The sequence below is a fragment of the Corynebacterium ulcerans genome (assembly GCF_900187135.1).
Taxonomy (GTDB): Bacteria; Actinomycetota; Actinomycetes; order Mycobacteriales; family Mycobacteriaceae; genus Corynebacterium; species Corynebacterium ulcerans.
Genome location: NZ_LT906443.1, coordinates 1,249,683 through 1,272,933 on the forward strand (window position 1 = coordinate 1,249,683; position 23,251 = coordinate 1,272,933).

The following is a 23,251-nucleotide window of genomic DNA, read 5'->3' on the forward strand; positions in this document are numbered from 1 at the left end:
AGCAGCATTGCCGATGTAGTTCAATGGTAGAACATCAGCTTCCCAAGCTGAATACGCGGGTTCGATTCCCGTCATCGGCTCCATTTTTTGAGCCGGAACATGATGCGCACCATGTTCCGGCTCCTTTTGTGTTTTGTCAGCATCCCCCACTTAACGCCTGCATTTCCATAGACAAAAGCCCCACATCAGACCACAAAAGGCCCCTTTGTCTATGGAAATGCAGGTTCGGGTTGTAAGGCCCCAAGGTTTTGTCGTTTTTGAGAACGCTAGCAAAACCAACCTGGTGTTTTATCGAGCACACCCCTCCTAGTGTTCTCAAAAACGACAATAAAAGCACAGAACTCCACGGGGTGGGAACACCGCTTTTAAATTCTGCACAAAAATACCGTAAGAAGCTCCCTCAATAAGCCTCTTACGGTATTTTCTATATCCAACCACTAAACTTTACATTTTAAAAATCGCCATCAATATCGGTGACCACCACCACTTTCTGATTCACAAATTCGTGCAAACCTAAATCAGTGAGTTCACGGCCAAAGCCGGAGCGTTTGGTTCCGCCAAAGGGGATATCTGCTTTCACTCCAGTGGGTTGATTGATGTAGACCATGCCAGTGTCTAGACGGCGCGCAACGGCATGAGCTTTATCTTTATCCTCTGTAAACACGGATCCGCCAAGTCCAAAGGGAGAAGAATTGGCAATCTCAACAGCATGATCTACATCCCGAGCGCGATAGATCTGCGACACCGGCCCAAAGAATTCAGCATGCGCGGTATCGGAATCAAGGGGAATATCGGTAAGAATCATCGGGGGGAAGAAAGAACCATGCTCGGGTATTACTACGCCTAGCTCCTCTACTGTTGCGCCTTCGCTTCGCGCCTTTTCTACTAGCTTTCCAAGGTCGTCGGCTGCCTGCTGAGAAGATAGAGGCGCCAGCTGAGTCTCGGGGTCCATGGGGTCCCCGGCTTTTAGTTCTGCAACTTTGGCTTTGTATTGGTTAAGGAAGGCGTCATAAAGCCCCTCTTCAACGATGATGCGCTTGGAGGAACAGCACACCTGCCCGGCATTCCAATGCCGACCAAAGACAGCCCACTCGACAGCTTTATCCAGCTGGGCATCATTGAGCACGATGAAAGCATCCGCACCGCCTAACTCCAGAGTGGACTTTTTCACATGCTTCGCAGCGATAGCGGAAACCGCTGCGCCTGCGGCTTCTGAGCCGGTGAGTGCTACTCCACGGACTCGGGGATCGGAAATGATCGTCTCTGTAGCGTCGTGACCTGCAAATACGTTTACCAAAAGCCCTTCAGGAGCACCTGCTTCACGGAAAAGCTCAACCATCTTCAACGCCGACTGAGGCACATTAGATGCATGCTTGAGGATGATAGTGTTACCCGCGGTGAACTGCGGAGCACCAATGCGAATAACCTGGTAGTAAGGGAAATTCCAAGGTTCCACAGCATAAAGAACACCCAAAGGCTCGTTCACTATCTGTACGTCTTGCGCACCAAACCCCTGCGCAGGCAAATAGCGCGGAGCTAGCTGTGCTTCACCGTTCTCCACGTAATAGCGCAGCATGTTTATGCAGATATCTACTTCTGCCTCGGCTTCTGCCAGAAGCTTGCCCATCTCCAATGTCAGGACTTCCGCGTACTCGCGCTTCTTGGACTCCAGAATCTCTGCGGCTTTGGCCAACACCTCCACCCGCTCCGAGACGGGCCTGAGACTCCACTCTTTAAAAGTTTCATCCGCACAAGCAATGCCGTGTTGAATGTCCTCTGGAGTGGCCGTAGGGAACTCTTTGAGCACTTCACCGGTATAGGGGTTTGTGGTCTTATAAGCCATATATTTCCTCCTAGGATCTCGCGTGAGCCTCGAACTTTGAGCCCACACTACGCCCGCGTAAGAACACATGCAGCGCTTCCTGACCGTGATGTTCGTCCCCTTTTATCTCGTGGGTAACCCTACGAATTTGTGAGATCTAAGCCTTTGCCTAAACCATCCAAAATAAAATGGATTTTTTTATCCATCCAGCCTCTTTCAATCCACGACGGCTCAGGTAAAAAGAACGCCCGCTCCTCTTCCACCTCTATCTCCTTGTAATGCCTGCGTACCGCCACTATTTGATAATGCGTGGATACCACCGTGTCAAATATAAAATCGATGGCAAATTCCATTCGCTTCTTGTCCCCTGGAAAACCAGCCCTGCGTAGTTGTCCCGTAAATTTTTCAAAGAATTCCTGGAAATATCGAGTAGCCGTCGGCATGGTGATAAGGGCGTGATCGAGCCCCGGATAACGTTCAAACAGTTCCCATAAAAGATCTACTTGTTTTAAAAAAAGCTGATCCCACATGCAATCTGAATCTTCTAAGAGAGATTCTTTGGCAATATATTTTAAACAATCAGCCACCAGATCATCCCGAGACGAGATAACGCGGTACAACGAAGAAGTACCCACCCCCAGCTTCTTTGCCACTTGAGCCAAAGTAAAAGTTTCCAGGCCAATAGATAATGCAGCGTTGATCGCATCCTGCTCATTAAAGCGTGGCTTCGGGCCGGTTTTTAAGCCTGGGGGTGTCATAAACCTAGCTTAGCGCCCAGCCTTTTGCAGCCTTACGACGCTCCCAAAAGCGGCGATACAATCCAGGTTCTGCGTAGAGTTGGGCATGCGTGCCTTTCTGGCAGATGCGACCCGACTCATCCAAAACGATTATTTGGTCCGCCGAGCGAATCGTATCTAATTTGTGTGCAATAACAATAAATGTGGAACGCTCACGTAATTTCTCTACGGAAATCAGAATATTTTCCTCATTTTCCTGGTCCAAGGCAGACGTGGCTTCGTCGAAAAGCACGATCGGAGCCTGTTTAAGCAATGCCCGTGCCACTGAGACTCTTTGGCGTTCGCCCCCGGAAAGCAAAGCACCGCCCTCCCCTACCGGTGTTTCCCAGCCCAAACGCTCAGCGATCGAGGTCACTCCGGCAAGTTCTGCGGCTTTGCGAATCTCCTCTTCCGATGCTTCAGGGCGACCAACCCGAATATTGGCTAATAAAGTGTCATCAAAAAGATAGACATCTTGGAACACCATGGAAAGCTTGGACATGAGCTGTGTGGTGCCCAAATCCCTGACGTCTACACCATCTATCAACACAGCACCACAGTTAACATCCCAGAACCGAGACGCTAAACGCACAAGAGTTGTTTTACCGGAACCCGATGGTCCCACTATTGCGGTAACAGTCCCTGGTTCTACAACAAAACTAATGTCGTTGACCACTGGTTTTTCCGTGTAGCCAAAGGTGACGTTATGAAATTCAACGCGTCCAGATCCATCCCCTGACACCGGAGAAACTGGTTCAGGTAATGCAGGAGACCCTACAATGGGCTCAGCTTCAGCCACTGCAACTCGACCAACATCTAGCCCAACAAAAGCAGTGCCCATTTGTTCTAAGCATCGAGTAAATCGCAAAGTAATTCCGATAATCGCAATAGCTTCTAAGCCGCTAAGAGATCCTTCAACAAATAAATGCGCGCTGACGCTGATGAGCGCTACTACAAAGAATTGGACCACTATTCCATTCAGCAGAAGTGCGCCCGTTGACTGCCATAGTTCACGAAATCGGACAGACCGATCACGTTCTAATGCCTGAGTTAGGGGCATGAAATTGTGTGATCTTCCAGTAGCTCGAAGCACAGGTTGATGCCGGACGTATTCAACAATCCTCGCTGAAAGTTCTCGCCCCGAAGGTAGGGCTTGCTGGGAGGCTTTTCCCCGAATTACGCTCGCCAGCTTCATCACGGCGAGGGCGCATGGTGCGATAATAACAAGTGCTAACCCTAAAAGGGGATCAAAAAACCAACTGCCCACGAGCAAGACGGCTAATGCCGCTGCTTCGCGGAAAAAAGTACCCAGCAGGTGTGCCAGGGTCTCTGTGGCAACCATGAATCGGTCGGAAACCAGTCGCGATATTCCTCCCGTTCGCGCTGGTGTAAACCATCCCAGGGGCAGCGTCGCAAGTTTATCGCCGATAATAGAATGCCCTGTCTTCAAAAAGTCCAATGCAGATTGATAGCCCACCATGGCCGAGAAATACCTCAACGCAAACGAAACGACGGAGATAGCGACCAAGATGCTGAGCCAGCTGCTGATCGACTCACCACGAGTAAGCGCCGTAATAACAGGTAGCAGGATGAGCACGGCAAAGCCGTCGAAAAGCCCGACAAAGGTCACGAGGATCAGATAATAAAGCCGGCGCTTTCTTCCATCCGCACTTTGTAGCTCCCCCAATCTCCGTAAAAGTAGTGGATCAAACATTGATGGCCTCCTGTGGGATCTCTGTAACCGGTGTCAGATGAATTATTTGATCGACTCCACGGATCGATTCTGGTTTGTGTGCAATAACAAGAACTGTTTTTCCGATGACCAAAGTGCTAAGCGCCGACTGGATCTCAGCCTCACAATCGGGATCAGTAGCCGCTGTTGCCTCGTCCAAAATCAAAATCGGGGCCTGCGAAAGTACTGCCCGAGCAATCGAAATTCGCTGCTGCTGGCCGCCGGATAAGGACGTATCTTCTCCCACGATGGTGTCCATCCCCTGAGGTAAGGCCCGGATATCGGCCGCTATGTGGGCTACTCGGGCCGCCTCCCAAATCTCTTCATCCGTGGCATCCGTCCTATACAAAGCAATATTGTCTCGTATGCTCATGCGCAGTATGTGGGGGTCCTGCAACACAAATGAAACCGTGGAATAAAGTGAACTGAAGCTAAGCTCGCGCAGATTTATGCCGTCAATCATGATGCGCCCAGCATCGGGATCTTGAAACCGCGCCAGCATAGTTGCCACAGTTGATTTTCCGGCACCGGACGGTCCAACCAGCGCTGTTATCGTTCCAGGCGCAAGCGTCGCACTAAAGTTTTTTATTACTGGAACTCCTGAGTAAGCAAAACTCACATGTTCAAATTCCACTGTGGGATTACGCTTCTCGACGCTCCGGTTCCCTTCCGACACCGCTTGCAAGGACATCACGGCATCGAGTCGAAGTGCCGCGTTACCAGCGAGTTGGTAGGACCACATCATCATTCCCATGGTTTGGATAGTCCCTGGGATAACAAACGCAACCAGGCTGCTTATCAGTACTTCTGCTACTGTGACCTCACCAACTGCCAAAAGTATTGAGCCACCACCAACGTTGATGAGTAACAGCAATGGAATCGCAATGACTGAATCGGATACAGCGCTGACCTTTAATAACGGCCTCACCCACGCGTAGTAAAAAGCAGAAAATCTATCCGCAGCTTCTTGATAACGCCGATGCGCTTTCCCCACGGTCCCAAAGGCTTTCACTACGGCGATCCCCTCTGCAAACTCAACTGCGGTAGCAGAAACATCACCTAAATACGTGTCCATTTCTGCCGTTTTGTCTCCCATGCCTTTCATCGAATACGCCTGTATGGCGAGGTAGACAGGTACCGTCGCAACAGCAAGGATCCCCAGACGCCAGTCAATGCTAAAAACATAAAGTAGGAGCGCCAGAGGGGTCGCAATCGCGGTGACCGTATCCACCGGAGCATGAGCGGTCAGCGAATGCAGAGTTATGGTGTCGTCTTCTATCGCCTTGCGTACTTTTCCAGAATTTGTTTGGCCACACCACGCTAGTGGTGCACGTCCAATCGCACGGATAATGCGTTGCCGGTTAAGGCTGACCAGTTTCGCATCTGCAAGATGCGAAATAAGAAGGGCTATGAAGTACAAAGAAAGTTGGCTTAAAAAAGCAACGATCAACCATTTCACAGTCTCTTTTATTAAGCCCACGTTGCCTTGTGCAAACGCATCTTCCAAAGCCACCAACGCTATATAAGGAGCTACAGACAATAGCGCAGAACAAAACGCAATAAATTGCGCACAATAGAGCTGGGCTCGAACAGGCTTGAGCAATTTTCGCAATGCCTTCTGCCCATTTTTAAGCTTATCTTTCGGCGAAACTTCTGCTACCGCATTAGTTGTCATTAGCCTTCACTTCTTCCCACGATGTATGAGTTATTTTGTTTATGTTCTCCATATTCACCAGTCGAGTTGCAGATTCTTCAATGAGTTCCGCATCGTGTGTGATCACTATGACTACGGCACCTTGTGCGGCGAGACTACGCAGGTGAAGAGCAATTTCTTTGAGATGACGCCATCCCACTCCAGAGGTGGGTTCGTCGAAAATGTAAACCTTGGACTTTTGCGCACGAGCGGTAGTAATCACTAACCGTTGTTGCTGTCCACCAGACAAAGCCTGCGGGTGGCACTTTTCGTATCCGCTTAAACCCGATTGCTTCAAGAGCAAAGGAATATCCACATAACTACGTGCCGTCGGAGAAAGTCCTAGGGTCACTTCTTCTTCCACTGTGGCAGCAAAAAGTTGGCGACCTACGTCTTGCATCACCAGATAACAAGTTCGTTGCCGTGCCACTGCAGACAATGAGCGACCGTTTAAAGAAATTCGGGCCCCTCGACCAGGTTTTTCTAAACCGCATATAACACGGGCAAGCGTAGTTTTCCCACTACCATTTGGGCCCACCACTACCGTCACTTCACCCGCAGCAAAACCCACATGATCAATGCTCAACACAGCATTATCGCCGTAGGAGAAGCGGATATTTTCCAGTCTGAGATCGTCTCTATCCGAGGAAGGAAAATCCGTTATCGGTACCGGTTCAAAGGACCTCAACCCCAAATGTTTTCTCTCAGTGTCATGTAGAGCATAGAAGTCTTCAGCCGAAAAGCTTTTCTGTATTCTCCCGTCTCTCAGATACAGAACTTCATCTACCAGGCCTTTCATGCACCCCACACGATGCTCTGCAATAACAAGCGTCATTCCCAGTGCACGAAGCCGGGTTATGCACGAACGCAATGTTTCTATTGCCTTCGGGGATAGATTTGACGTTGGCTCGTCGAAAAGCACGATGTCGCCGGGCGTTGTAAGGGCGCAAGCACATGCCAATTTTTGTAGTTGTCCGCCAGAAAGCTCTTGCAATCGGCGCCCCCGGAGGTCCGAAATTTCCATAAGCTCAACCGCACGATCTACGCGGCTGTGGATCGCATACGGAGAAACCCCTAAGTTCTCCAGACCAAACGCTAGTTCAGAATCTACATGTTCAGTAAAAAACTGTGTGCGAGGGTTCTGAAAAACACTCGCACTATATTCAATAGCTCGCGATAGCGGTTGTTCCGAAGGCACAAACTTTTCCGTCAAAGTGCTAAGTTGCAGGATTCCGTTCAGTTCGCCGGGATAAAAATGAGGAGCTAGACCACTGATGAGTCGCAGAAAAGTACTTTTCCCTGCCCCGGAGTCTCCCGTAAGCAACACAGTGGTTCCAGGTTTTATCTCATAGGTAATGTCATGCAGACAACCCCGGAGCGCATGCGGTCCCATAGCATATTCAAAGCTAAGGTTCTTTATCTCGATACCAGCGCGTTGGGTCATGCTGACCACCACAAGGAGCTAACAGTCACGAGAAGAAGCGATAATATCCCCGCATCAACCACTCGAAACCGCAATGTAGTGACAGTAGTCGGATATGATTCACCGCCCAGTCCTCGTATGAGCGCCGCAGCAGCCAGCTCATCTCCGACCCTCATTACTGCGCCAAGTAATGGAATCATAAACATCCCTGAGGATTGAACAGGTCGACGGATCCAGGACCATACTCCCGGCCTTAACCCTCGTAGCTGCATGGCGTCATAAATCGCCCGAGCCTCCGCGAGAATAACGGGCACAATCCGCAGGAATACTACAGGCGGGATGGTCAACCACTGCGGCAACTTTAAGCGTCGCAATGCCGAAGTAAGATTCGAAGGCGTCAGTGTAGCTAAGGCAAACAACCCTACTGATACGCTGACGGAGAAGCGGCTAAACCACATCAACGTTGCTGCTAGAAAAGCTATTGCAGTGTTTGCACTTGGCAGACTAAGGATTCCACGGTATGCCAAATAGAATCCTAGAAAAAATGCAACGGACCATAAACCATATCGGATCCGCACTAGAGAGAGCGCCAGCGCAGCGCATCCTGCGCATAGGAAAAGAGTCGCTGTGGAAGCAGAACTGAGCACCGACATATTGATCACAACAACAGCAACAATTACTGTGCGCGGATCGCATTGCTTGAGAATCACAACAAACCCGAGCTTTCAAAATACTTACGGTGCACTCGAATTCCTATAACGCCACCGATGTATCCGAGTACGAGCGCGGCAATACCCACTCCGACTATCGTCCAGGGTTGAAAAATACGTGCCATTGCTTCCGCATACTCAGGCCCCATCTGAGATGCGATATCCACGTAATAGGCGTCAGTGTTCAGGATCAACGGAACAAAAGGCATAACAATCCAGACCGAAAAAACTGCATAAGCAAAGGGATAGCTTGTGTCCAGCGGCATTGACGTTTTTTGAAGGAGAAGGTCCGCGAGAAATCCCAAAGCCACGCATCCTATGAACGACCACACATAGTGTCCGGTCATCATGAACATGAGGCCGTTTACCATTCCGACCAAGGCAAAAGCACCAAATTTTGGTGTTTTTGCCGCATAAAGAGCCAAGACGACGCCGCCCATAATTGTGCTGAGGGCAAAACCGAGCAGCATAAAAGCAGGACCTATAAAGCCCGTCATTCCGAAAAGAAATGTAGTGACAAAGTAAAGGGCGGAAAAGATACCTGCATTTATTAAATCTCGGGTACTGAGGTGGGTTTTATAAGACATAAGGAACTTTCAACAGGAAAAATTATGGCAAGGCCACCCTAACTCCGAACGTCGTTCGTAGTTATATACACTACCCCCACAAACTTATCAATTAGAGATAACATGCACTAAAAAAGCATTTTATTCAAAATGTAAAATATTGATACCTTTACCCCCTTAACGCCTATGCGCTACATATAGCGGTCACGCAGCCGACGCGTCTGGCCTTAAATCAACCAGATTTCCTCGCCGCTTTGAAAGCACTAGCTCCCCTAACCCCTCAGAGCCCCACCGCTTCTTCTAGAGGTCCCCATAGTGCCATTCCATGCAAAAAGCGCGCGACCTGCTGGCCGCGCGCTTTCATACCGCTTAAGAACAAGTCACGATCGGTGACGGATCGTAGACGGTGGTCGTGGTTTCCCGCGAAATTTGGTTACCGCTAAGATCGCGCACAATCCGGGTATCCGATGTGGTGAAACCTTGGGCACCGCCGGAAGGCGTGCAATCCGGACCAGAGAGTCGGATCGGCCTCGGCGGGGTGTAATTCCAGCGCCCTCCGTTGATGGATTCCACGTTGACGGTCTTTACTCCCGTGAGTTTAACGGTCACGTTGCCGCCACCTGCAGAGGTCACGATTCTGACGGGATATGGGGAGGTGTTCTTAAACTGCAGATCGATAGCACCTTCATAGACCGTGGCCTCGCGTCCCGCGGGATAGCGCGAGATGTAGAAGCTGTGATTGGTGTGTGCTACGTCTTGCATCCCGGCAAAGTAGGAGGCGTTGTACAAGGTAGTGGCAAACTGACTAATGCCACCGCCTACCGCCTTGTCTGCTCGTCCGTTGAGAATGACGCCGGATTCCACAAAACCTTGTGCGCGCCCGCGCGGCCCCGTGTATCCGTTCAAGGAGAATGTATCTCCCGGCGCGACAATTGCCCCGTTGACCATTTCTGCAACACGAGCAATGTTCACTCCCGAGGCTTGCGAGTAGCCGCCCGTGGTGAATTCGCCTACGACCTCGTCAAAAGTGGCCCGTTCCGCCTGTTCAGTGGTAAAGGTCGCGGGTTCATCAATGTAGACAGCGTCGAAGGTTCGTTTGTCTTTGGAAGTCACACGCTCATGGAAGTTTTCTAGGGTCTTCTCCCAGTCAATGGTGATGCCATCCACGCTAGGGGTGACAGTCTTGGTTCCACCGCGGAAGATGATGTTAGCGTTTTGCCTTTTCACCTCAGTCACCCCGAGGTTCTCCAGGAAAATTCCCTTAGCTGCTTCTACGTTAATGTCCGGTCGCAGCGAATCGTTGTCTGGAACAAAGGTGAGGACCTCAGCCAGCCGTTCCACGGGAATGAAGCCGTCGATGTTATCGCGCCCATGCAGCACCAAGGGGCCTTGAAGCGCAGCGTTGGCTGTCTCCTCTGCTTTCTTCAGCGCAGATTCGCCAATAGCCGGCTTGGTGGTGTTCACCTTCACATTCACACCGTCGGGTTTGAGCCAATCCGAGACGACTGCACTGTTGAGCTCCTGACGGCTCAGGCTCTGCCCATTCACAGATGCGTGTGAGTTGACCTTGCCACCGTGGATATCCAAGCTGGCGTCCTGAGGTGCGGGAGTTAGTTCTTTTTCTACTCGGTCCAACTGCGGGGTCAACTTAGCCTCATCGACAGTGGAGACAATGTTGATCTCATGAGTGGTAAAGAAGCTAGCCAAGCGGGTAAACGGGTTGGCAGATTGCGCGCCTGCCCCGTCGATTGTTTTCTCCCAGTCCACCCCAAGCCCTGAAGCTTCAGGCGAGAGACTGGAGTGTTGCTCTCCCGCAGTGATCTGCACTTGGGCGCTCAACGCCAAACCCTTTTTTAGTGTCGAGATGGCTTCATCTTTGTCCATCCCGCCGATGTTGATTCCGCCAACGCTTGTCCCCCGGGGGACAGATCCTTGGTTGATCACATAGTCCGTGCCGTACCCGACGCCGCCGAGCAAAGCGATGCCCAGAACCACGCCTGCGCCGAACTTAGCTGCCTTCTTTGAACTCACTCACACCAACTTAGTGGACACGGGGTGTTAGCGACTATTCCAAGAACCCTAAAGCTCCGCTGTGCAATTTTTTCGTACCGCCATTCTCGTGGCTACGAACCCCTTATAACCTTTACTGATCCTGTTTTTATGGATTTTCATCACACGATAATCGCACGATAATAATTTTTTACTTAACTCTTCCCAAAGAGATCAAAGAACACCAACCCGGCGTACAGAGGCTTCAAACTGGGCTCTGGGATATGCGCCCGTTTCCACGGCCGCAACGGTAGCGTCGATAGCCTCTTTGAGCCCAGCGGTGGTCACCCACAACGCTTGATCGGCACCTGCTTGCAACGACGCCACCACAGCCTGGGGAACAGGCATAATCCCTGTGATCGCACCCATGGCAAGATCGTCGGTATAGACCACACCATCGAAAGGATGCCCACCGCGATAAGAACCAGTGCGTAGCAGCTGATAAGCGGCTGGATTAAGGGTGGAGGGAAGACCATTCTTGGGTGAGCCTAGGTCGGGAACCACCATGTGCCCAAGCATCACGCCAGCACCGGGGACATTAATCCGGCTATAGGGCACCAAATCAATGTTCTCTAAGTCTCCCAATGGCGGGGTAAACACCTGGCCAGTGTGGGAGTCGCCACTGGCGCGTCCATGCCCAGGGAAATGCTTAAACACTGGCCGGACCCCTGCGTCTAGCATTCCTTGAGCAAAGGCTACCGCATACTCCGCATCAATATTGGGGTCCGCACTAAAGGCGCGATCGCCCACGACATCGAGTCCAGCGTCTATGTCCGCAACTGGCGCAAAGTTCACCGTCACCCCGTGTGCGAACAGTGAGTCGCCCATCGTTTTAGCCATGCCTCGAACCTGCTCAGGGTTCATGGTTTGCGCCATCACTTGAGGTGAGGGGAAGGTCCCTAGGATTCCTTGGTGTCGGAGAACCCGCCCGCCTTCAAAGTCGATGGAGACAGAGAAATCGCGCCCCACGGCCTTACGCAATGCCTCGATGTTTCTACCCAGCGCGGTAAGGAGGTTGGGATCTGTACCTGAGCCGATGAAGATGCCTCCAGCGCCTTGGTTTAAGGCAGAGAGGGCGTCGTCGTAATTACTTACTCCCACCATCATGAGGCTCGCGGCTTGAGCGCGGACGTCGTGAGGCTGCGTCTTTGCGCTTGGGGGCGCACTGGTTTCCTGCGTTGCGGACGCAGTGGTGGACGCAGTAGTGACCTCGGTGCTGGCGGGATCCGTATCGGTTCCGGCGTCACTGCATGCGGCGAGCGCACCGAGGAGGGCGGCGGCGAGAAGTCGTTTTATGTGCATTGCCCATCCAGTAAACCACGGTATTGTTATATGTATGGCTTTTGAATCCGATTCCCTTAACCGCCGCACCCTCGGCCCCACCATAGCCAGCGCCGTTATCGGTATCGCGGTGGGCATTGTGGCTGTAATCGGTGTGTCGCTCGTCGATTCTGGGCCAGCCAACGGTGCCGCGAACGCCGATTCTTCGGTCCTCGGTGACCCGGAGTATGGCTCACGTCAGTAGACCCGGCTTTGGCATCCTCTTCACACATAAAGGCGACAAAGGCTAGGAACATAGCCGACTTCCTCGTGGCGCGCGTGACGCTACTCTTGTTGTTCTTCGCTCGCCGGCCTCATCTTTCCGGCTGGATATGTGCTGCTCTGATTAGTTTTTCACAGCCGTGGGGGTTAACTGCTGCAGATACAAAACACGACCTCGTTGCAAACCCGGCGCATTTTCTTAGCGCAGCGCTTCATCCATGGACGGATATTTTCCCCATGGGGCAGCTGCAAAATCAGGCCTACGGTTACCTCTTCCCGCAGGGGGCCTTTTTTCTTCTTGCCTCCCCACTCCCGGATTGGATAGCCCAACGCCTGTGGTGGACCTTGCTTCTGGGCTTGGCTTTTTCGGGCTTTTTGCTACTTACCCGCAGATTAGGGGTCAGCTCCAGCGGCTCGCGTGCGTTAGCAGCCGCGTTGTATGCACTTTCTCCTCGAATTCTGACCACCTTGACCGCTATTTCCTCAGAGGCCTGGCCGGTGGCGCTGGCACCCTGGGTATTGTGGCCGCTGATCCCGGTGGTTGGCACGGTGGCTGGCACTCCCCACGCTAGCCGACGGCCTCCCGTACAGGGCTTCCCCGGTGTAGCAGCATCGTTACTGGCAGTGATAGGCATGGGGGCGGTGAATGCGACGGCCACGGTGGCCGCGTGTGTTCCCGCCGCGCTGTTATTGTTGTGGTTGCGACGCTGGCGGTTCTTTGCTGTCTGGTCTGTCGGTTGCGTTGCAGTGAGCGTGTGGTGGTTGGTGCCGCTGGCCGTCCTCGGTACGTATTCGACTCCTTTTACTGACTTTATCGAGAGCTCCTTTGTCACCACGCGCTGGCTCAACACAGCCGAAGCCTTACGCGGCACCACGTCGTGGACGCCTTTCGTAGAAACCGAGCGAGAAGCCGGCCATGCGCTTGCCACCAGCCCCTATTTTGTCGTGGTAACGCTGGCCATCGCAGCCATCGGGCTGATCGGCCTATGCCGCCCCGGCCTGAGGTTTCGTTCATTCTGGATTGCGTTGCTCTTTGTGGGCGTGATTGTTGTGTGCGGGGCGCATTTAGTACCTGAGTTTCTCGACGGCCCCGGCGCCGCACTGCGCAACGTGCATAAGTTTGACCCGCTTTTACGAATCCCACTGCTCATAGGCGTTGCCCACGCTATTCAGATTCGCTGTACTCGTGATGTTCCCCGCCCGCGCGTAGCGGTCTATGCCCTCGTCATGCTCGTTGCGGCGGCAGCAGTTTCTCCTGCGTGGTCGGGACGCTTACTTCCCTCGGGCGCGTATAGCCAGGTCCCCTCGTATTGGTCGGAGGCTGCTGATTTTCTCAATGAGAAAGCCTCGGGCACCCGCACCTTGATACTGCCCGCGGCCAGTTTTGCTCGCCAGGACTGGGGATGGACCAGGGATGAGCCGCTGCAGCCGTTGTTGTCTGTTCCGTGGCTTGTTCGCGATGCCGTGCCCCTTGTTCCTCCAGAGGCAATCCGCACGCTCGATGGGACGCTTGCGGCTATTGACGAAGGCGAGTTGAGCGAGCTACCAGCCCAGCTCGAACGTCTCGGCGTCGGCGCGCTGGTACTCCGACATGATCTTGACGACTCCGTCGTGGGCGCCACCGGGACAGCGCTCACCTTAAGCAAAGTCCAGCGGTTGTTCCCTGCTGCAGAGGTCCGCACCTTTGGCGAGGTCGATGTGGTCGTGTTTGCCCCCCAGCGCAACATGATGCTTGCCGACGCACAAACGGCCGCCCCTACCCCCACAAAGCTTGCAGGTGGCGGCGAGATCCTCCCGCTGCTACCCCGCGGCCTCTACGAACTCACTCATGAAGGCGCAGAGATAGTCACCGATACGCCCATGTTGACGGCTCGCAACTTTGGCACCATAGAGTCTGCGATCTCCGCCCCGCTCGCCTCCGCTGACGAAGCCCATGATGCTAAGGGCGCAGCGCTCGACTATCCGTCGCAAGGCTCTTATACGCGCGTCGTAGAGACCGGCGGCAGCGTAGCGGCATCCTCGTCTGCCTCGGATGCCACCGCCTTCGGCGGCGCACACCCCGAGCGTTCCCTGACCGCCGCCGTCGATGGCGACCCAGACACCGCATGGTTTCCCGCCCCAGGGACGCAAGAAGGGCAATGGCTAGAACTACGAGCGCACTCCGATAATCCGACACTGAGTCTCACCACCACTGGCGCTCCCACAGAGGTCACTATAAGCAGCGCGGGAGCCCACACAAAGGTCAAGCTCAAACCTGGAATTCCCACCACCATCAAAGTGCCCGGCGGCCCCACCGACGCCGTGCGCATCACCCTGGGGCCACAACGTCCAACCACAACGCAATCCGGAAAAGTAGGCATTGCCGAGGCCGCCATCGAAGACGCACCAATCCGGCGGATGGTCACGGTACCGGAAGCCCCCGCGAGCGTCCGAGAGTTTCTGTTCCAAAAGGTTGCGGTGGATACCGGCGTGATCATCAGGAGTTTTAGCCTCCCTAAAGACCTCACAGTTCGACTGTCCCAGTCCGACTGCCATCAACCCACGCATATCGACGACACCCCTTACACCTGCGGCGACGACATCGTGCTCACTGCTGGTCACCATGAGATCCGCACTCGCTCCAACTGGGTCCGCCTCAGCGAACCGGGCTACTCACCGAGGAGTAATCTGCGCGATATCGCCCGTGGAGAAAGTCTTCCTCCCGCCGACCACGACAGAATCCTCGTAACCACCCGCGCCGCCAACAAAGGACTCACGGCAACGTTGAGCGATGGCACGGAACTGCGTCCGGCGGAGTTTAACGCGGCGTCGCAAAGCTTTATCATTCCGGCAGGCGCCCACGGCACCGTAACGCTCAGCATGCGCGCCGACGCCACCTATCGTCGTGGGCTGCTCGGCGGCGGGGTGCTCGCGGTGGTGATCGCGGCCGGGTGCGTCCTAGCGATCATCCGTCGAAGACGCGGCACCGAGCCTCCTGTCAGGCCCTGGCCTGCGCTCATCCTTCCCCTTGTTGGTACGGCGGCGGTCTGCTGCATCGTGGGATGGTGGGGGCTGCTGATGCTTCCCAGCCTCTGGGCTATCCGGCGTTTTACCACCATCACACCCACCATCATCATCGGCGCAATGATGGCGATCACCGTGCTCTGGCTCGCGCGCACCCCCTGGCCCAGCGCCCACTACTTTGATCTTGTGCCTTTTACTGACGTTCTGTGTTGCCTGGCGTTACTATGCCCGTTGCTCAGCAAGGATTGTCGTTTTGGGGAACGCTAGCACTTGTGGCGCACATAAAACCCCAGGATGCATTTTCTAGCGTTCTCAAAAACGACACTATCGCGCCCAACGGGCATTCTTTTCCACCAACGTAAAACTCGCAGCTGCCACAATGACGCTTCCCACAAAGCAGACTGCGGTAACAAGAATGAAATGCCCAGAAAACGGCGCGATCCCCAGCAGCGGGAAGACCATCGACAACACCGGGAGGTGCCAAAGAAACAGCGAGTAGCTCCACCGTCCCAAAGTAAGCAGGGGCCGACTACTGAGAAGCGATGCCCGCGTGCTCCCTGTCCCCCAGACATAAGGCAGCAATATTAGCGCCCCAAAAAGCGCCCCTGCCAGGATTTTTCGCACAAATTCTCCGGGCGTGGGATGCGTCAAACCCTGCGGACCAAACCATGGTTGCCCCGCCACCCACGCCACGCCAAGAGCTAGCGCCCACCACAGCCACGTGAGATTAAAACCTTTCCACGCGGTTATTCGTGTCCCCTCCAGCTCAGCTGCGATAAGACCAACGACAAACCAAGGCGCATAGGAGGGCGGGAAAATCTGAAAGTTGATTCCGCCGGCTAGATCGAGGGGCCACGGCACCGCAGCCCACCCAATCCCCGCCGCAAACATCCCGAAGAAGCACAGTAAGCGCTTGCTTTTCGACACCCCCCGCAGCGCCCACACCAGCACCGGCAAGAAGAGGTAAAACGCTACTTCCACACTCAGCGACCAAAGGTGTGTCAAACCACCGGCAAGACTGTGGGCTGGATACACCTGGGTGAAAGTCAGGGTCGCTAAAATTGTGCGCCACCCCGTGCCAAAAGAATCTGGCAAGAACGCAAAAACAAGCAGGACGCACACCCAATAAGCTGGGAGAATGCGGAAGGCGCGGCGGCGGAAATACGAGAGTGGGGAGCCCGAATGATCGCCACGCCAGAGCAAGAATGCTGAAAGACCAAAAAATACTGCGACAAAGAAGTCAAAACGCGCAAGTATCGCCCCTGCGATTCCCGATTGGCTCATCCCTGTTTGAAAAGCCGTGTGTGTGAGGAGCACCCCGACGGCAGCCACACCTCGTAGCCCCTCGAGTTGGGGGAGGAAGTTTCGCGTGCGCGGTGGGTACGATGGAGACACTTTAAGGGATCCTAGCGGAAAGTAGAGAGTCGTCAGGGTGATGGACAGCAAAGACACCGGTGTGGATGCTGCTGGCATGGACACACGAAATACCCTATTTGTGCGTTCCCAAAAGCATGCACGGCGTGCCCCTATCATTGCCTTTGTGGCGGCAGCCGTTCTCTTTATCATTGCAGCAGCTGGGCCTGCACTTATGATCAGCAGAATCAAGCCTATTCCGGTCAACACCACCCGACAGATCACCACTACCCCTGCGGCCACCACTCTCTACGACCCTGAGGCCCCTTGCCCCGCCAACGCTCCACAAAGCTGCTTTGTGGTTAACACCACCACCCAATTGCATCGAGAGATCAAAACGGTCAAAACCGATGTCCGCGACGAAGTCGACCTCCACGTCACGGAAAACCTCATACGCACCGACACCAAAAAATCCATCATCGATATCGACGACAAACTGCGCCTTATCAGGCATTCCACCTATCCGGTCTTGGATTTTGCTTCGCATATGAAGGTCACCGCACCAAGCCTTAATTTGAGCTTTGATACCGGAGATTTTGCCCGCGACGGACTCCAATACTTTTACCCGTTCAATACAGAACGCCGCTCGTATCAATTCTTTGACCCCATCGCACAAAAACCCTGGCCACTGGATTATGTGGAGGAAGATAACGGGATCTACAGGTTTACTCAAGACATTCCCGCCACGGACTTGGTCAAAGCCGCGACACGATCTTTCACCCAGCCCGAGGACATCTCCGATGAGCCCTCGATGGAAGCCACCACGAGCGATCTCAGCCAGGAACAGCAAGACCAGATACGCAAGATGCAGATCACGGCCCCCGCATCCAAGTTCTATGGCGAGGGCCGTCCCGGCACGGTCAAGCTCACCCCTTATTACACCGTCAAGCGCACCCTGTGGGTAGAGCCCAAGAGCGGTGTAGTGGTTAATCAGAGCGAAGACGTGTTCATGTTCTACGCCACCGACCAGCAAGACGCAGACGCTACCGCGCAGCGGGGCCAGGATCCCATGCGCACAATTTTAAAGACCAAACTTCAGTGGGATGCCACGACTCAAGAACATGCCCACGATGAAGCTCAGCCGACAGTGGATACTTTGCATCGGCTGCGCATCGGCGGATTCGTTGCAAAAATGCTTGGTTTTGCGCTGCTTGCGGTAGGTCTTTGGCTTGCTGTACGACGCCCCCATGACGCTTCGTCAACGCCTTAGCATGTCTGCCCCCGGCGCGCGTTCTTCGTCGTATCTGCTCGTCGCATGGACTGCGATGCTGCTCACTCTGCTCATGTGGGCCTTGTGGCTGCCTTCCGGGTGGTCCGGAATGCTGGGGTTACGCGACATGGTGGTACTCAATCACCCGGCACTGACCGCAGGCGCCGTGGGTTTTGGTGACCTGCCGGCACGCAATGCGCCCCAAGACGGAGTGCTTGCGCTGTTGGGCCACGTGATTCCAGCTACATGGGTAGTGCGGCTGCTGTTGCTGGCTTCTGCTGTCGCCGGGGCTATCGGGGCGGCCCGGTTGGGCAGCACTGCATGGTCACGGGCTGCCGCGATAACGCTTACCCTGTGGAATCCGTTTGTGGTGGAGCGGTTATTACAAGGACAATGGTCTCTGGTGATCGCCGCATGGTTATTGCCGATGGTGATCACAGCCTCGACGCGGGGGCGGATTGCGGCGATGTGGCTGAGTTCTTTGACCCCCACAGGGGCGGTCGTGGCAACGATCACGGGGCTAGTTGCCGCTCGTTCTAAGCTCCCTGTCGTGTTGGCCGGTGCGGCTGCCAGTCTTCCGTGGCTCATTCCTAGCCTTGTCACTGTGCCAGCGTCTTCCACAACGGCGTTTCTCGCCCGCGCAGAAACCTGGACTGGCACACTAGGCGCTCTTATGGGGTTAGGCGGCATATGGAATGCTGAGGCGGTGCCGCCTTCACGGGCTGCAGGCTTTGCTGTGTTTGGGATAGCGCTAGGCGTGCTCACATTCTGGAAAGCTCCCCGGAGGTGGCAGCTGCTTGGTGCCGCAGCAGTGGTGGCCTGCCTCGTGCTGAATACTCCGGCTGGCGGGTGGTTGCTCACCCATGTACCCGGCGCAAGCCTTTTTCGCGATTCTCACAAACTCATCATGCTGCTTATCCCAGCGCTGGTGACGGGAGCGGGCAGGATGCGATACCGACCGCTTGCTCTTATCACTCTCTTTCTTGTGATTCTGCAGGTTCCTGATGCCCCGGTGGCTCTCAAACAGCTCGCCCCGGTAGCCGAGCGCCCCTGGCCAAGCTCCGAGGGGGACGTGCTCTTCCCGGATTCTCGGGGGCTGGTGACCTACCGCGGGCGAACCATGGTGGATCCGAGGATCAAAGCTCAGTCGAGTGTGGAAGCAGGAGGCCTGGTGGTAGATGGCACGCTGGTAGACGAGCTTTCCCCTCGGTATGTGGCTGCGGTGCAGGAATGGCGCCGCGGCTGTACCGAGTGTCTTAAGGAACGCGGTATTGGGGCGGTGGTGACGTCGACAAGCTCCGGCGCGGAAATCATCACGGAGATCGGCGGCACCACCCACCGCGGGCGTAATTACTGGGTGGGTGTATCGCTTGCCTCGTTGTGGCTGGCGGGAGGCGTGGGCGTTGCCGGGGCATGGGCGACGCGTTCCATGAGATCGAGGAAGCGGCGGCCAGTATCGTCCCAGGAGTAGCTCTGTGCCGCTTCATAAGCAAGCGCACCTAAAGCTTCTCGACGATCCGAGTCCGCCAACAACCGGCGGGTCTCCGCAACAAACTCTTCCCGATCCCCGACCAGCACGCCACCTTCCCGGACGGAGTCTACAAGCCCGCCCGAGGAGCGATAACCGATCGTTGGCACCCGATGCTGAGCCGCCTCAATCACCGCCAGCCCCCAACCCTCCTTGCGGGAAGGCATGAGGTGTATCGCTGCACGGTCCAACAGGGCGTGCTTGTATTCCTCGGAGACCTGTCCGTGGAACACAACCCGATCTGCAATATCCGCTGCTTTATCCCGTAATTGTTGTCCCCACCAACCAGAACCGATGATGTCTAACACTACGCCGTCAAGCGAGCGCACCACCTCGATGGCGTCTTCAATCTGTTTGTGAGGCACCAGGCGCGAAAGTGTGACCAGGTGCAGTAGGCCATCGTCTTCCAATCGCATATGCGTGGGTGGATGATCCACCCCATTACGAATGATGTCCACACGTTCGGGATGCACTCCGAGCCCGACGAGTTCATCCTTGCTGGGTTGAGAGACCGTGACATAGCGCAGCGACTGATGCAACCACGGCGATACTTGAGATTCCAAAAACCAGCCGATCTTGGCCAGGAGCTTTCCTGCCACCGGCCATTGCTCACGATGGCAATGGTGAGTGAGCAAGATGGTGGGCTTGCCAGAAAACAGTGCAGCAAAGAAGGGAATTCCGTTTTGGGTATCCACTACAACGTCAACTCCACGCATAGTGCCCAACCCCAAGCGTCCAGCAATCATCCCCAATGCGGCTTTAGGATACACCCCAAACTTGCCGCCGCTGCGAGAAAACCTCACGCCCTCGCGCATGCTGCGGCGGGGAGCATCTGTATACGAAGATGTACGGAAGATGACCTCGTGTCCGTGGCGTGCACAATATTCCGCAACCCGTTCGAGGTAACGTTCACTCCCGCCACCTTGCGGATGCGTCGTATCACGCCAACATAATAAGAGAATCTTCATATCACAACCCACCCTAGAGCATGAAAAGATAAACTCCATGGCGAAACCACCACAGCATACTGCAAAACTTGCCACCCTGCGTCGATCCCTCACCCTTCTGAGGAGTTTTCGTCATGAGCAAACCGCGCCTGATAAATTCTATGCCCCACTCGCAGCAGACACGGCGCATCTCATAACAAGTCTGTGCAGAGACACTCAATCGCCCATAGGCAGTGTCTTAGACGTTGGGGGTGGTCCCGGATATTTTGCTAACGAGTTTGAGAGTCGCGGGATTCATTACGTCAGCGTTGAACCCGACGCTGGGGAAATGTCAGCTGCAGGTATTAGCATCGCGAATGCTGTCCGCGCTAGCGGAACTGCCTTGCCTTTTAGTCCAGGTGCTTTTGACGTTGTGTATTCCTCTAACGTGGCTGAACACATCGCTGACCCTTGGCGCATGGGTGAAGAAATGCTGCGAGTAACACGGCCAGGTGGTCTAACAATCCTCAGTTATACCGTGTGGCTCGGGCCCTTTGGCGGGCACGAAACCGGCCTATGGCAACACTATATTGGCGGCGATTTCGCCCGGGATTATTACAGCCGCCGCCACGGGCATCTACCCAAAAATGTTTTTGGGACATCCTTATTTAACGTCTCGTGCGCCGCGGGATTGCGCTGGGCTCGTAGTGTATCCAACGCGCAGCTGGTTCTGGCTTTTCCGCGTTACCACCCGCGCTGGGCATGGTGGCTAGTACGGATCCCGATCCTCCGTGAATTTCTTGTGAGTAACCTCGTGGTAGTTCTGAAAAAGCCGGAGCTCCCTTAAAGGTAAAGGGGAACTCCGGCTTTAACAGAGCGTGTTATTCTGCGGCAGCCACGCGCTGCTTCAGAGCCTCAAACTGCTCAAGCACTTCTGCAGGCACTGCGGATCCCTTGGAGCCAAGGAACTCAAGGTACTGCTCGTTATCCTCAAGGTCGCCCTTCCATTGAGCGGCAGGGGCAGAGAGTGCCTCCTTGACGTCTTCAATCGGGGTGTCCAGACCAGTAAGGTCGAGGTCCTCTACGCGTGCGGTGTAGCCAGCGATGGTCTCATCGGCTTCTACGCGGCCTTCAATGCGGTCCACAATCCACTTGAGAACACGGCTGTTGTCTCCGAAGCCAGGCCACAGGAAGCGGCCATCGTCGCCACGGCGGAACCAGTTCACGAGGAAGACAGCCGGCATCTTGTCGCCGCCCTTCTTGCCCATGTCGACCCAGTGCTGCAAGTAATCAGCAGCGTTGTAGCCGATGAACGGCAGCATAGCCATGGGGTCGTGACGCAAAGCGCCCACGGTGCCCTCGGCAGCGGCCGTCTGGCCGGAGGATAGCAGCGCACCGATCATGGTGGCGTGGTTCCAATCGTGAGCCTGAGACACCAGCGGCACCGTGTCTGGGCGACGTCCACCGAAAAGGATCGCGGAGATCGGAACGCCTTCTGGGTTGTTGAACTCTGCGGCGGCAACGGGGCACTGCTCTAGTGGCACACAGTAACGAGAGTTCGGGTGGCTGGAAGGCTGATCGCTCTCCGGGGTCCAGTCGTTGCCCTTCCAGTCGATAAGGTGCTCCGGCTGGTTTTCCAGTTCCTCCCACCAGATGTCGCCGTCGTCGGTAAGCGCAACGTTGGTGAACAGGGTGTTGCCCGGCTCCATGGTCTTCATGGCGTTGGGGTTAGAGGAATAGTTGGTTCCCGGTGCCACACCAAAGAATCCGTTCTCCGGGTTGATGGCGTAAAGGCGTCCGTCCTCGCCAAAGCGCAGCCATGCGATATCATCGCCAACGACCTCGGCCTTCCATCCTTCGATGGTCGGCTGCAGCATCGCCAGGTTGGTCTTGCCACATGCCGATGGGAAGGCGGCGGCAATGTAATAGACCTTGTCTTCTGGAGAGGTGAGCTTGAGGATGAGCATGTGCTCAGCCATCCAGCCTTCTTCCTTAGCCATGACAGAAGCAATACGCAGTGCGTAGCACTTCTTGGCCAAGATGGCGTTTCCGCCGTAACCGGATCCAAAGGACCAGATCTCCTTGGTCTCCGGGAACTGCGTAATGTACTTGGTTTCATTGCAAGGCCACGCAACATCTTCCTGGCCCGGCTCTAATGGCGCGCCCACAGAGTGGAGACACGGAACGAAAGAACCGTTGTCGCCAATCTTGGCGAGTGCCTCAGCACCCATGCGGGTCATCACGCGCATGGAAAGCACCACATAGGCAGAATCCGTGAGCTGGACGCCAAGCTTGGGAGCGGGGTCGTCGATAGGCCCCATGCAGAACGGAACGACGTACATGGTGCGCCCCTTCATGGCACCACGGTATTGTTCCGTCATCTCGGCTTTCATCTCTACCGGATCGGCCCAGTTATTGGTTGGGCCGGCGCCCTCCGGAGTGGAGGTGCAGATAAAGGTACGAGACTCAACGCGTGCAACGTCCGCAGGGTTGGAACGTGCAAGGAAGCTATTTGGGCGCTTCTCATCGTTGAGGCGAATAAGCGTGCCTGATTCAACAAGCTCCGAGGTAAGTCGATCCCACTCTTCTTGAGAGCCGTCTGCAAAGACGACTTGCTCCGGCTGGAAAAGCTCTACATTCTCCGCAATCCAATTCAGCAATACTTCATTCTTTGTAGGGGCTTCACCCTTAAGGCCCTTAATGGACACGGTGGACATCGCTTCTCCTGACATAGTTGCGCGTGTCAATTGACTGTTCTTCCTCACCACACAGTAGCCATTAAGGCGCGAGGAAAGGAACACTAACCCAGAGATGCGCATCACAAAAAGCGCCCATTCGCAGCTCCACCCCCGATATTC

Annotated in this window: 16 protein-coding genes, 1 tRNA gene and 1 pseudogene; 6 read left to right on the plus strand and 12 right to left on the minus strand. The window is 54.8% G+C overall.

Annotation, left to right across the window (positions count from 1 at the left end):
* The first annotated feature begins 9 nt into the window (after positions 1-9).
* A tRNA-Gly gene (locus tag CKV68_RS05625) sits at positions 10-83 on the plus strand.
* 368 nt (positions 84-451) lie between these two features.
* Here CKV68_RS05625 and CKV68_RS05630 read toward each other — a convergent pair.
* From CKV68_RS05630 to CKV68_RS05670, 9 genes are all read right to left on the minus strand, one after another.
* A complete protein-coding gene (locus CKV68_RS05630; RefSeq protein WP_095075766.1) occupies positions 452-1,843 on the minus strand; it encodes an NAD-dependent succinate-semialdehyde dehydrogenase in 1,392 nt (463 codons plus the stop codon).
* Positions 1,844-1,962: 119 nt separating this feature from the next.
* Complete coding sequence (locus CKV68_RS05635) at positions 1,963-2,580, minus strand: TetR/AcrR family transcriptional regulator (RefSeq protein WP_095075767.1); 618 nt, start codon at positions 2,578-2,580, stop codon at positions 1,963-1,965.
* Positions 2,581-2,584: 4 nt separating this feature from the next.
* The gene (locus CKV68_RS05640; RefSeq protein ID WP_095075768.1) at positions 2,585-4,312 is read right to left on the minus strand and encodes an ABC transporter ATP-binding protein; all 1,728 of its coding nucleotides are present in this window, start codon (positions 4,310-4,312) and stop codon (positions 2,585-2,587) included.
* A complete protein-coding gene (locus CKV68_RS05645; RefSeq protein WP_095075769.1) occupies positions 4,305-6,005 on the minus strand; it encodes an ABC transporter ATP-binding protein in 1,701 nt (566 codons plus the stop codon). Before CKV68_RS05645 ends, CKV68_RS05640 begins: the two co-directional genes overlap by 8 nt.
* The gene (locus CKV68_RS05650) at positions 5,995-7,467 is read right to left on the minus strand and encodes an ABC transporter ATP-binding protein (RefSeq protein WP_095075770.1); all 1,473 of its coding nucleotides are present in this window, start codon (positions 7,465-7,467) and stop codon (positions 5,995-5,997) included. Before CKV68_RS05650 ends, CKV68_RS05645 begins: the two co-directional genes overlap by 11 nt.
* Positions 7,464-8,156 (minus strand): energy-coupling factor transporter transmembrane component T family protein, encoded by a 693-nt coding sequence (locus CKV68_RS05655; protein ID WP_095075771.1) that lies wholly within the window; start codon positions 8,154-8,156, stop codon positions 7,464-7,466. Before CKV68_RS05655 ends, CKV68_RS05650 begins: the two co-directional genes overlap by 4 nt.
* Positions 8,153-8,743 carry an MptD family putative ECF transporter S component gene (locus CKV68_RS05660; protein WP_095075772.1) on the minus strand — a complete coding sequence of 197 codons (591 nt, stop codon included), beginning with the start codon at positions 8,741-8,743 and terminating at the stop codon, positions 8,153-8,155. Before CKV68_RS05660 ends, CKV68_RS05655 begins: the two co-directional genes overlap by 4 nt.
* Positions 8,744-9,091: 348 nt before the next feature.
* Complete coding sequence (locus CKV68_RS05665; protein ID WP_014526355.1) at positions 9,092-10,753, minus strand: VanW family protein; 1,662 nt, start codon at positions 10,751-10,753, stop codon at positions 9,092-9,094.
* Between the two features lie 192 nt (positions 10,754-10,945).
* Positions 10,946-12,073 carry a glycoside hydrolase family 3 N-terminal domain-containing protein gene (locus tag CKV68_RS05670; protein WP_095075773.1) on the minus strand — a complete coding sequence of 376 codons (1,128 nt, stop codon included), beginning with the start codon at positions 12,071-12,073 and terminating at the stop codon, positions 10,946-10,948.
* Positions 12,074-12,107: 34 nt separating this feature from the next.
* Here CKV68_RS05670 and CKV68_RS05675 point away from each other — a divergent pair, with 34 nt between their 5' ends.
* The gene (locus tag CKV68_RS05675; protein ID WP_014836883.1) at positions 12,108-12,296 is read left to right on the plus strand and encodes a DUF2613 domain-containing protein; all 189 of its coding nucleotides are present in this window, start codon (positions 12,108-12,110) and stop codon (positions 12,294-12,296) included.
* A gap of 65 nt (positions 12,297-12,361) precedes the next feature.
* Positions 12,362-15,583 carry an alpha-(1->3)-arabinofuranosyltransferase domain-containing protein gene (locus tag CKV68_RS05680; protein WP_095075774.1) on the plus strand — a complete coding sequence of 1,074 codons (3,222 nt, stop codon included), beginning with the start codon at positions 12,362-12,364 and terminating at the stop codon, positions 15,581-15,583.
* Between the two features lie 57 nt (positions 15,584-15,640).
* Here CKV68_RS05680 and CKV68_RS05685 read toward each other — a convergent pair whose 3' ends face one another.
* Positions 15,641-16,711, minus strand: a complete 1,071-nt coding sequence (locus CKV68_RS05685; RefSeq protein WP_042891678.1) for an acyltransferase family protein — start codon at positions 16,709-16,711, stop codon at positions 15,641-15,643.
* A gap of 40 nt (positions 16,712-16,751) precedes the next feature.
* On the opposite strand from CKV68_RS05685, the gene CKV68_RS05690 reads away from it, so the two are divergent.
* Positions 16,752-17,939 carry a PorA family protein gene (locus CKV68_RS05690; RefSeq protein WP_038619501.1) on the plus strand — a complete coding sequence of 396 codons (1,188 nt, stop codon included), beginning with the start codon at positions 16,752-16,754 and terminating at the stop codon, positions 17,937-17,939.
* Position 17,940: 1 nt separating this feature from the next.
* Positions 17,941-19,410, plus strand: coding sequence for a hypothetical protein (locus tag CKV68_RS11485; protein WP_145955127.1), 1,470 nt, complete (start codon positions 17,941-17,943; stop codon positions 19,408-19,410).
* A gap of 74 nt (positions 19,411-19,484) precedes the next feature.
* Here the strand turns inward: CKV68_RS11485 and CKV68_RS11375 are convergent.
* Positions 19,485-20,474, minus strand: a pseudogene (locus tag CKV68_RS11375) (glycosyltransferase family 4 protein); the annotation flags it as partial.
* Between CKV68_RS11375 and CKV68_RS05705 the strand changes: the two are divergent.
* Complete coding sequence (locus tag CKV68_RS05705) at positions 20,473-21,240, plus strand: class I SAM-dependent methyltransferase (RefSeq protein ID WP_095075775.1); 768 nt, start codon at positions 20,473-20,475, stop codon at positions 21,238-21,240. The pseudogene CKV68_RS11375 and the gene CKV68_RS05705 sit on opposite strands and share 2 nt — an antisense overlap.
* A gap of 34 nt (positions 21,241-21,274) precedes the next feature.
* On the opposite strand, the gene CKV68_RS05710 is transcribed toward CKV68_RS05705, so the two are convergent.
* Positions 21,275-23,110, minus strand: a complete 1,836-nt coding sequence (locus CKV68_RS05710; RefSeq protein ID WP_013912518.1) for a phosphoenolpyruvate carboxykinase (GTP) — start codon at positions 23,108-23,110, stop codon at positions 21,275-21,277.
* Positions 23,111-23,251: the final 141 nt, after the last annotated feature.

Excerpts from the sequence above, each read along its gene's own strand:
- CKV68_RS11485 (WP_145955127.1), top strand. The coding sequence starts at position 17,941 with ATGTCTGCCCCCGGCGCGCGTTCTTCGTCGTATCTGCTCGTCGCATGG.
- CKV68_RS05690 (WP_038619501.1), top strand. The coding sequence starts at position 16,752 with ATGGACAGCAAAGACACCGGTGTGGATGCTGCTGGCATGGACACACGA.
- CKV68_RS05645 (WP_095075769.1), bottom strand. The coding sequence starts at position 6,005 with ATGACAACTAATGCGGTAGCAGAAGTTTCGCCGAAAGATAAGCTTAAA.
- CKV68_RS05675 (WP_014836883.1), top strand. The coding sequence starts at position 12,108 with ATGGCTTTTGAATCCGATTCCCTTAACCGCCGCACCCTCGGCCCCACC.
- CKV68_RS05640 (WP_095075768.1), bottom strand. The coding sequence starts at position 4,312 with ATGTTTGATCCACTACTTTTACGGAGATTGGGGGAGCTACAAAGTGCG.
- CKV68_RS05630 (WP_095075766.1), bottom strand. The coding sequence starts at position 1,843 with ATGGCTTATAAGACCACAAACCCCTATACCGGTGAAGTGCTCAAAGAG.
- CKV68_RS05705 (WP_095075775.1), top strand. The coding sequence starts at position 20,473 with ATGGCGAAACCACCACAGCATACTGCAAAACTTGCCACCCTGCGTCGA.
- CKV68_RS05670 (WP_095075773.1), bottom strand. The coding sequence starts at position 12,073 with ATGCACATAAAACGACTTCTCGCCGCCGCCCTCCTCGGTGCGCTCGCC.
- CKV68_RS05635 (WP_095075767.1), bottom strand. The coding sequence starts at position 2,580 with ATGACACCCCCAGGCTTAAAAACCGGCCCGAAGCCACGCTTTAATGAG.
- CKV68_RS05650 (WP_095075770.1), bottom strand. The coding sequence starts at position 7,467 with ATGACCCAACGCGCTGGTATCGAGATAAAGAACCTTAGCTTTGAATAT.
- CKV68_RS05710 (WP_013912518.1), bottom strand. The coding sequence starts at position 23,110 with ATGTCCACCGTGTCCATTAAGGGCCTTAAGGGTGAAGCCCCTACAAAG.
- CKV68_RS05660 (WP_095075772.1), bottom strand. The coding sequence starts at position 8,743 with ATGTCTTATAAAACCCACCTCAGTACCCGAGATTTAATAAATGCAGGT.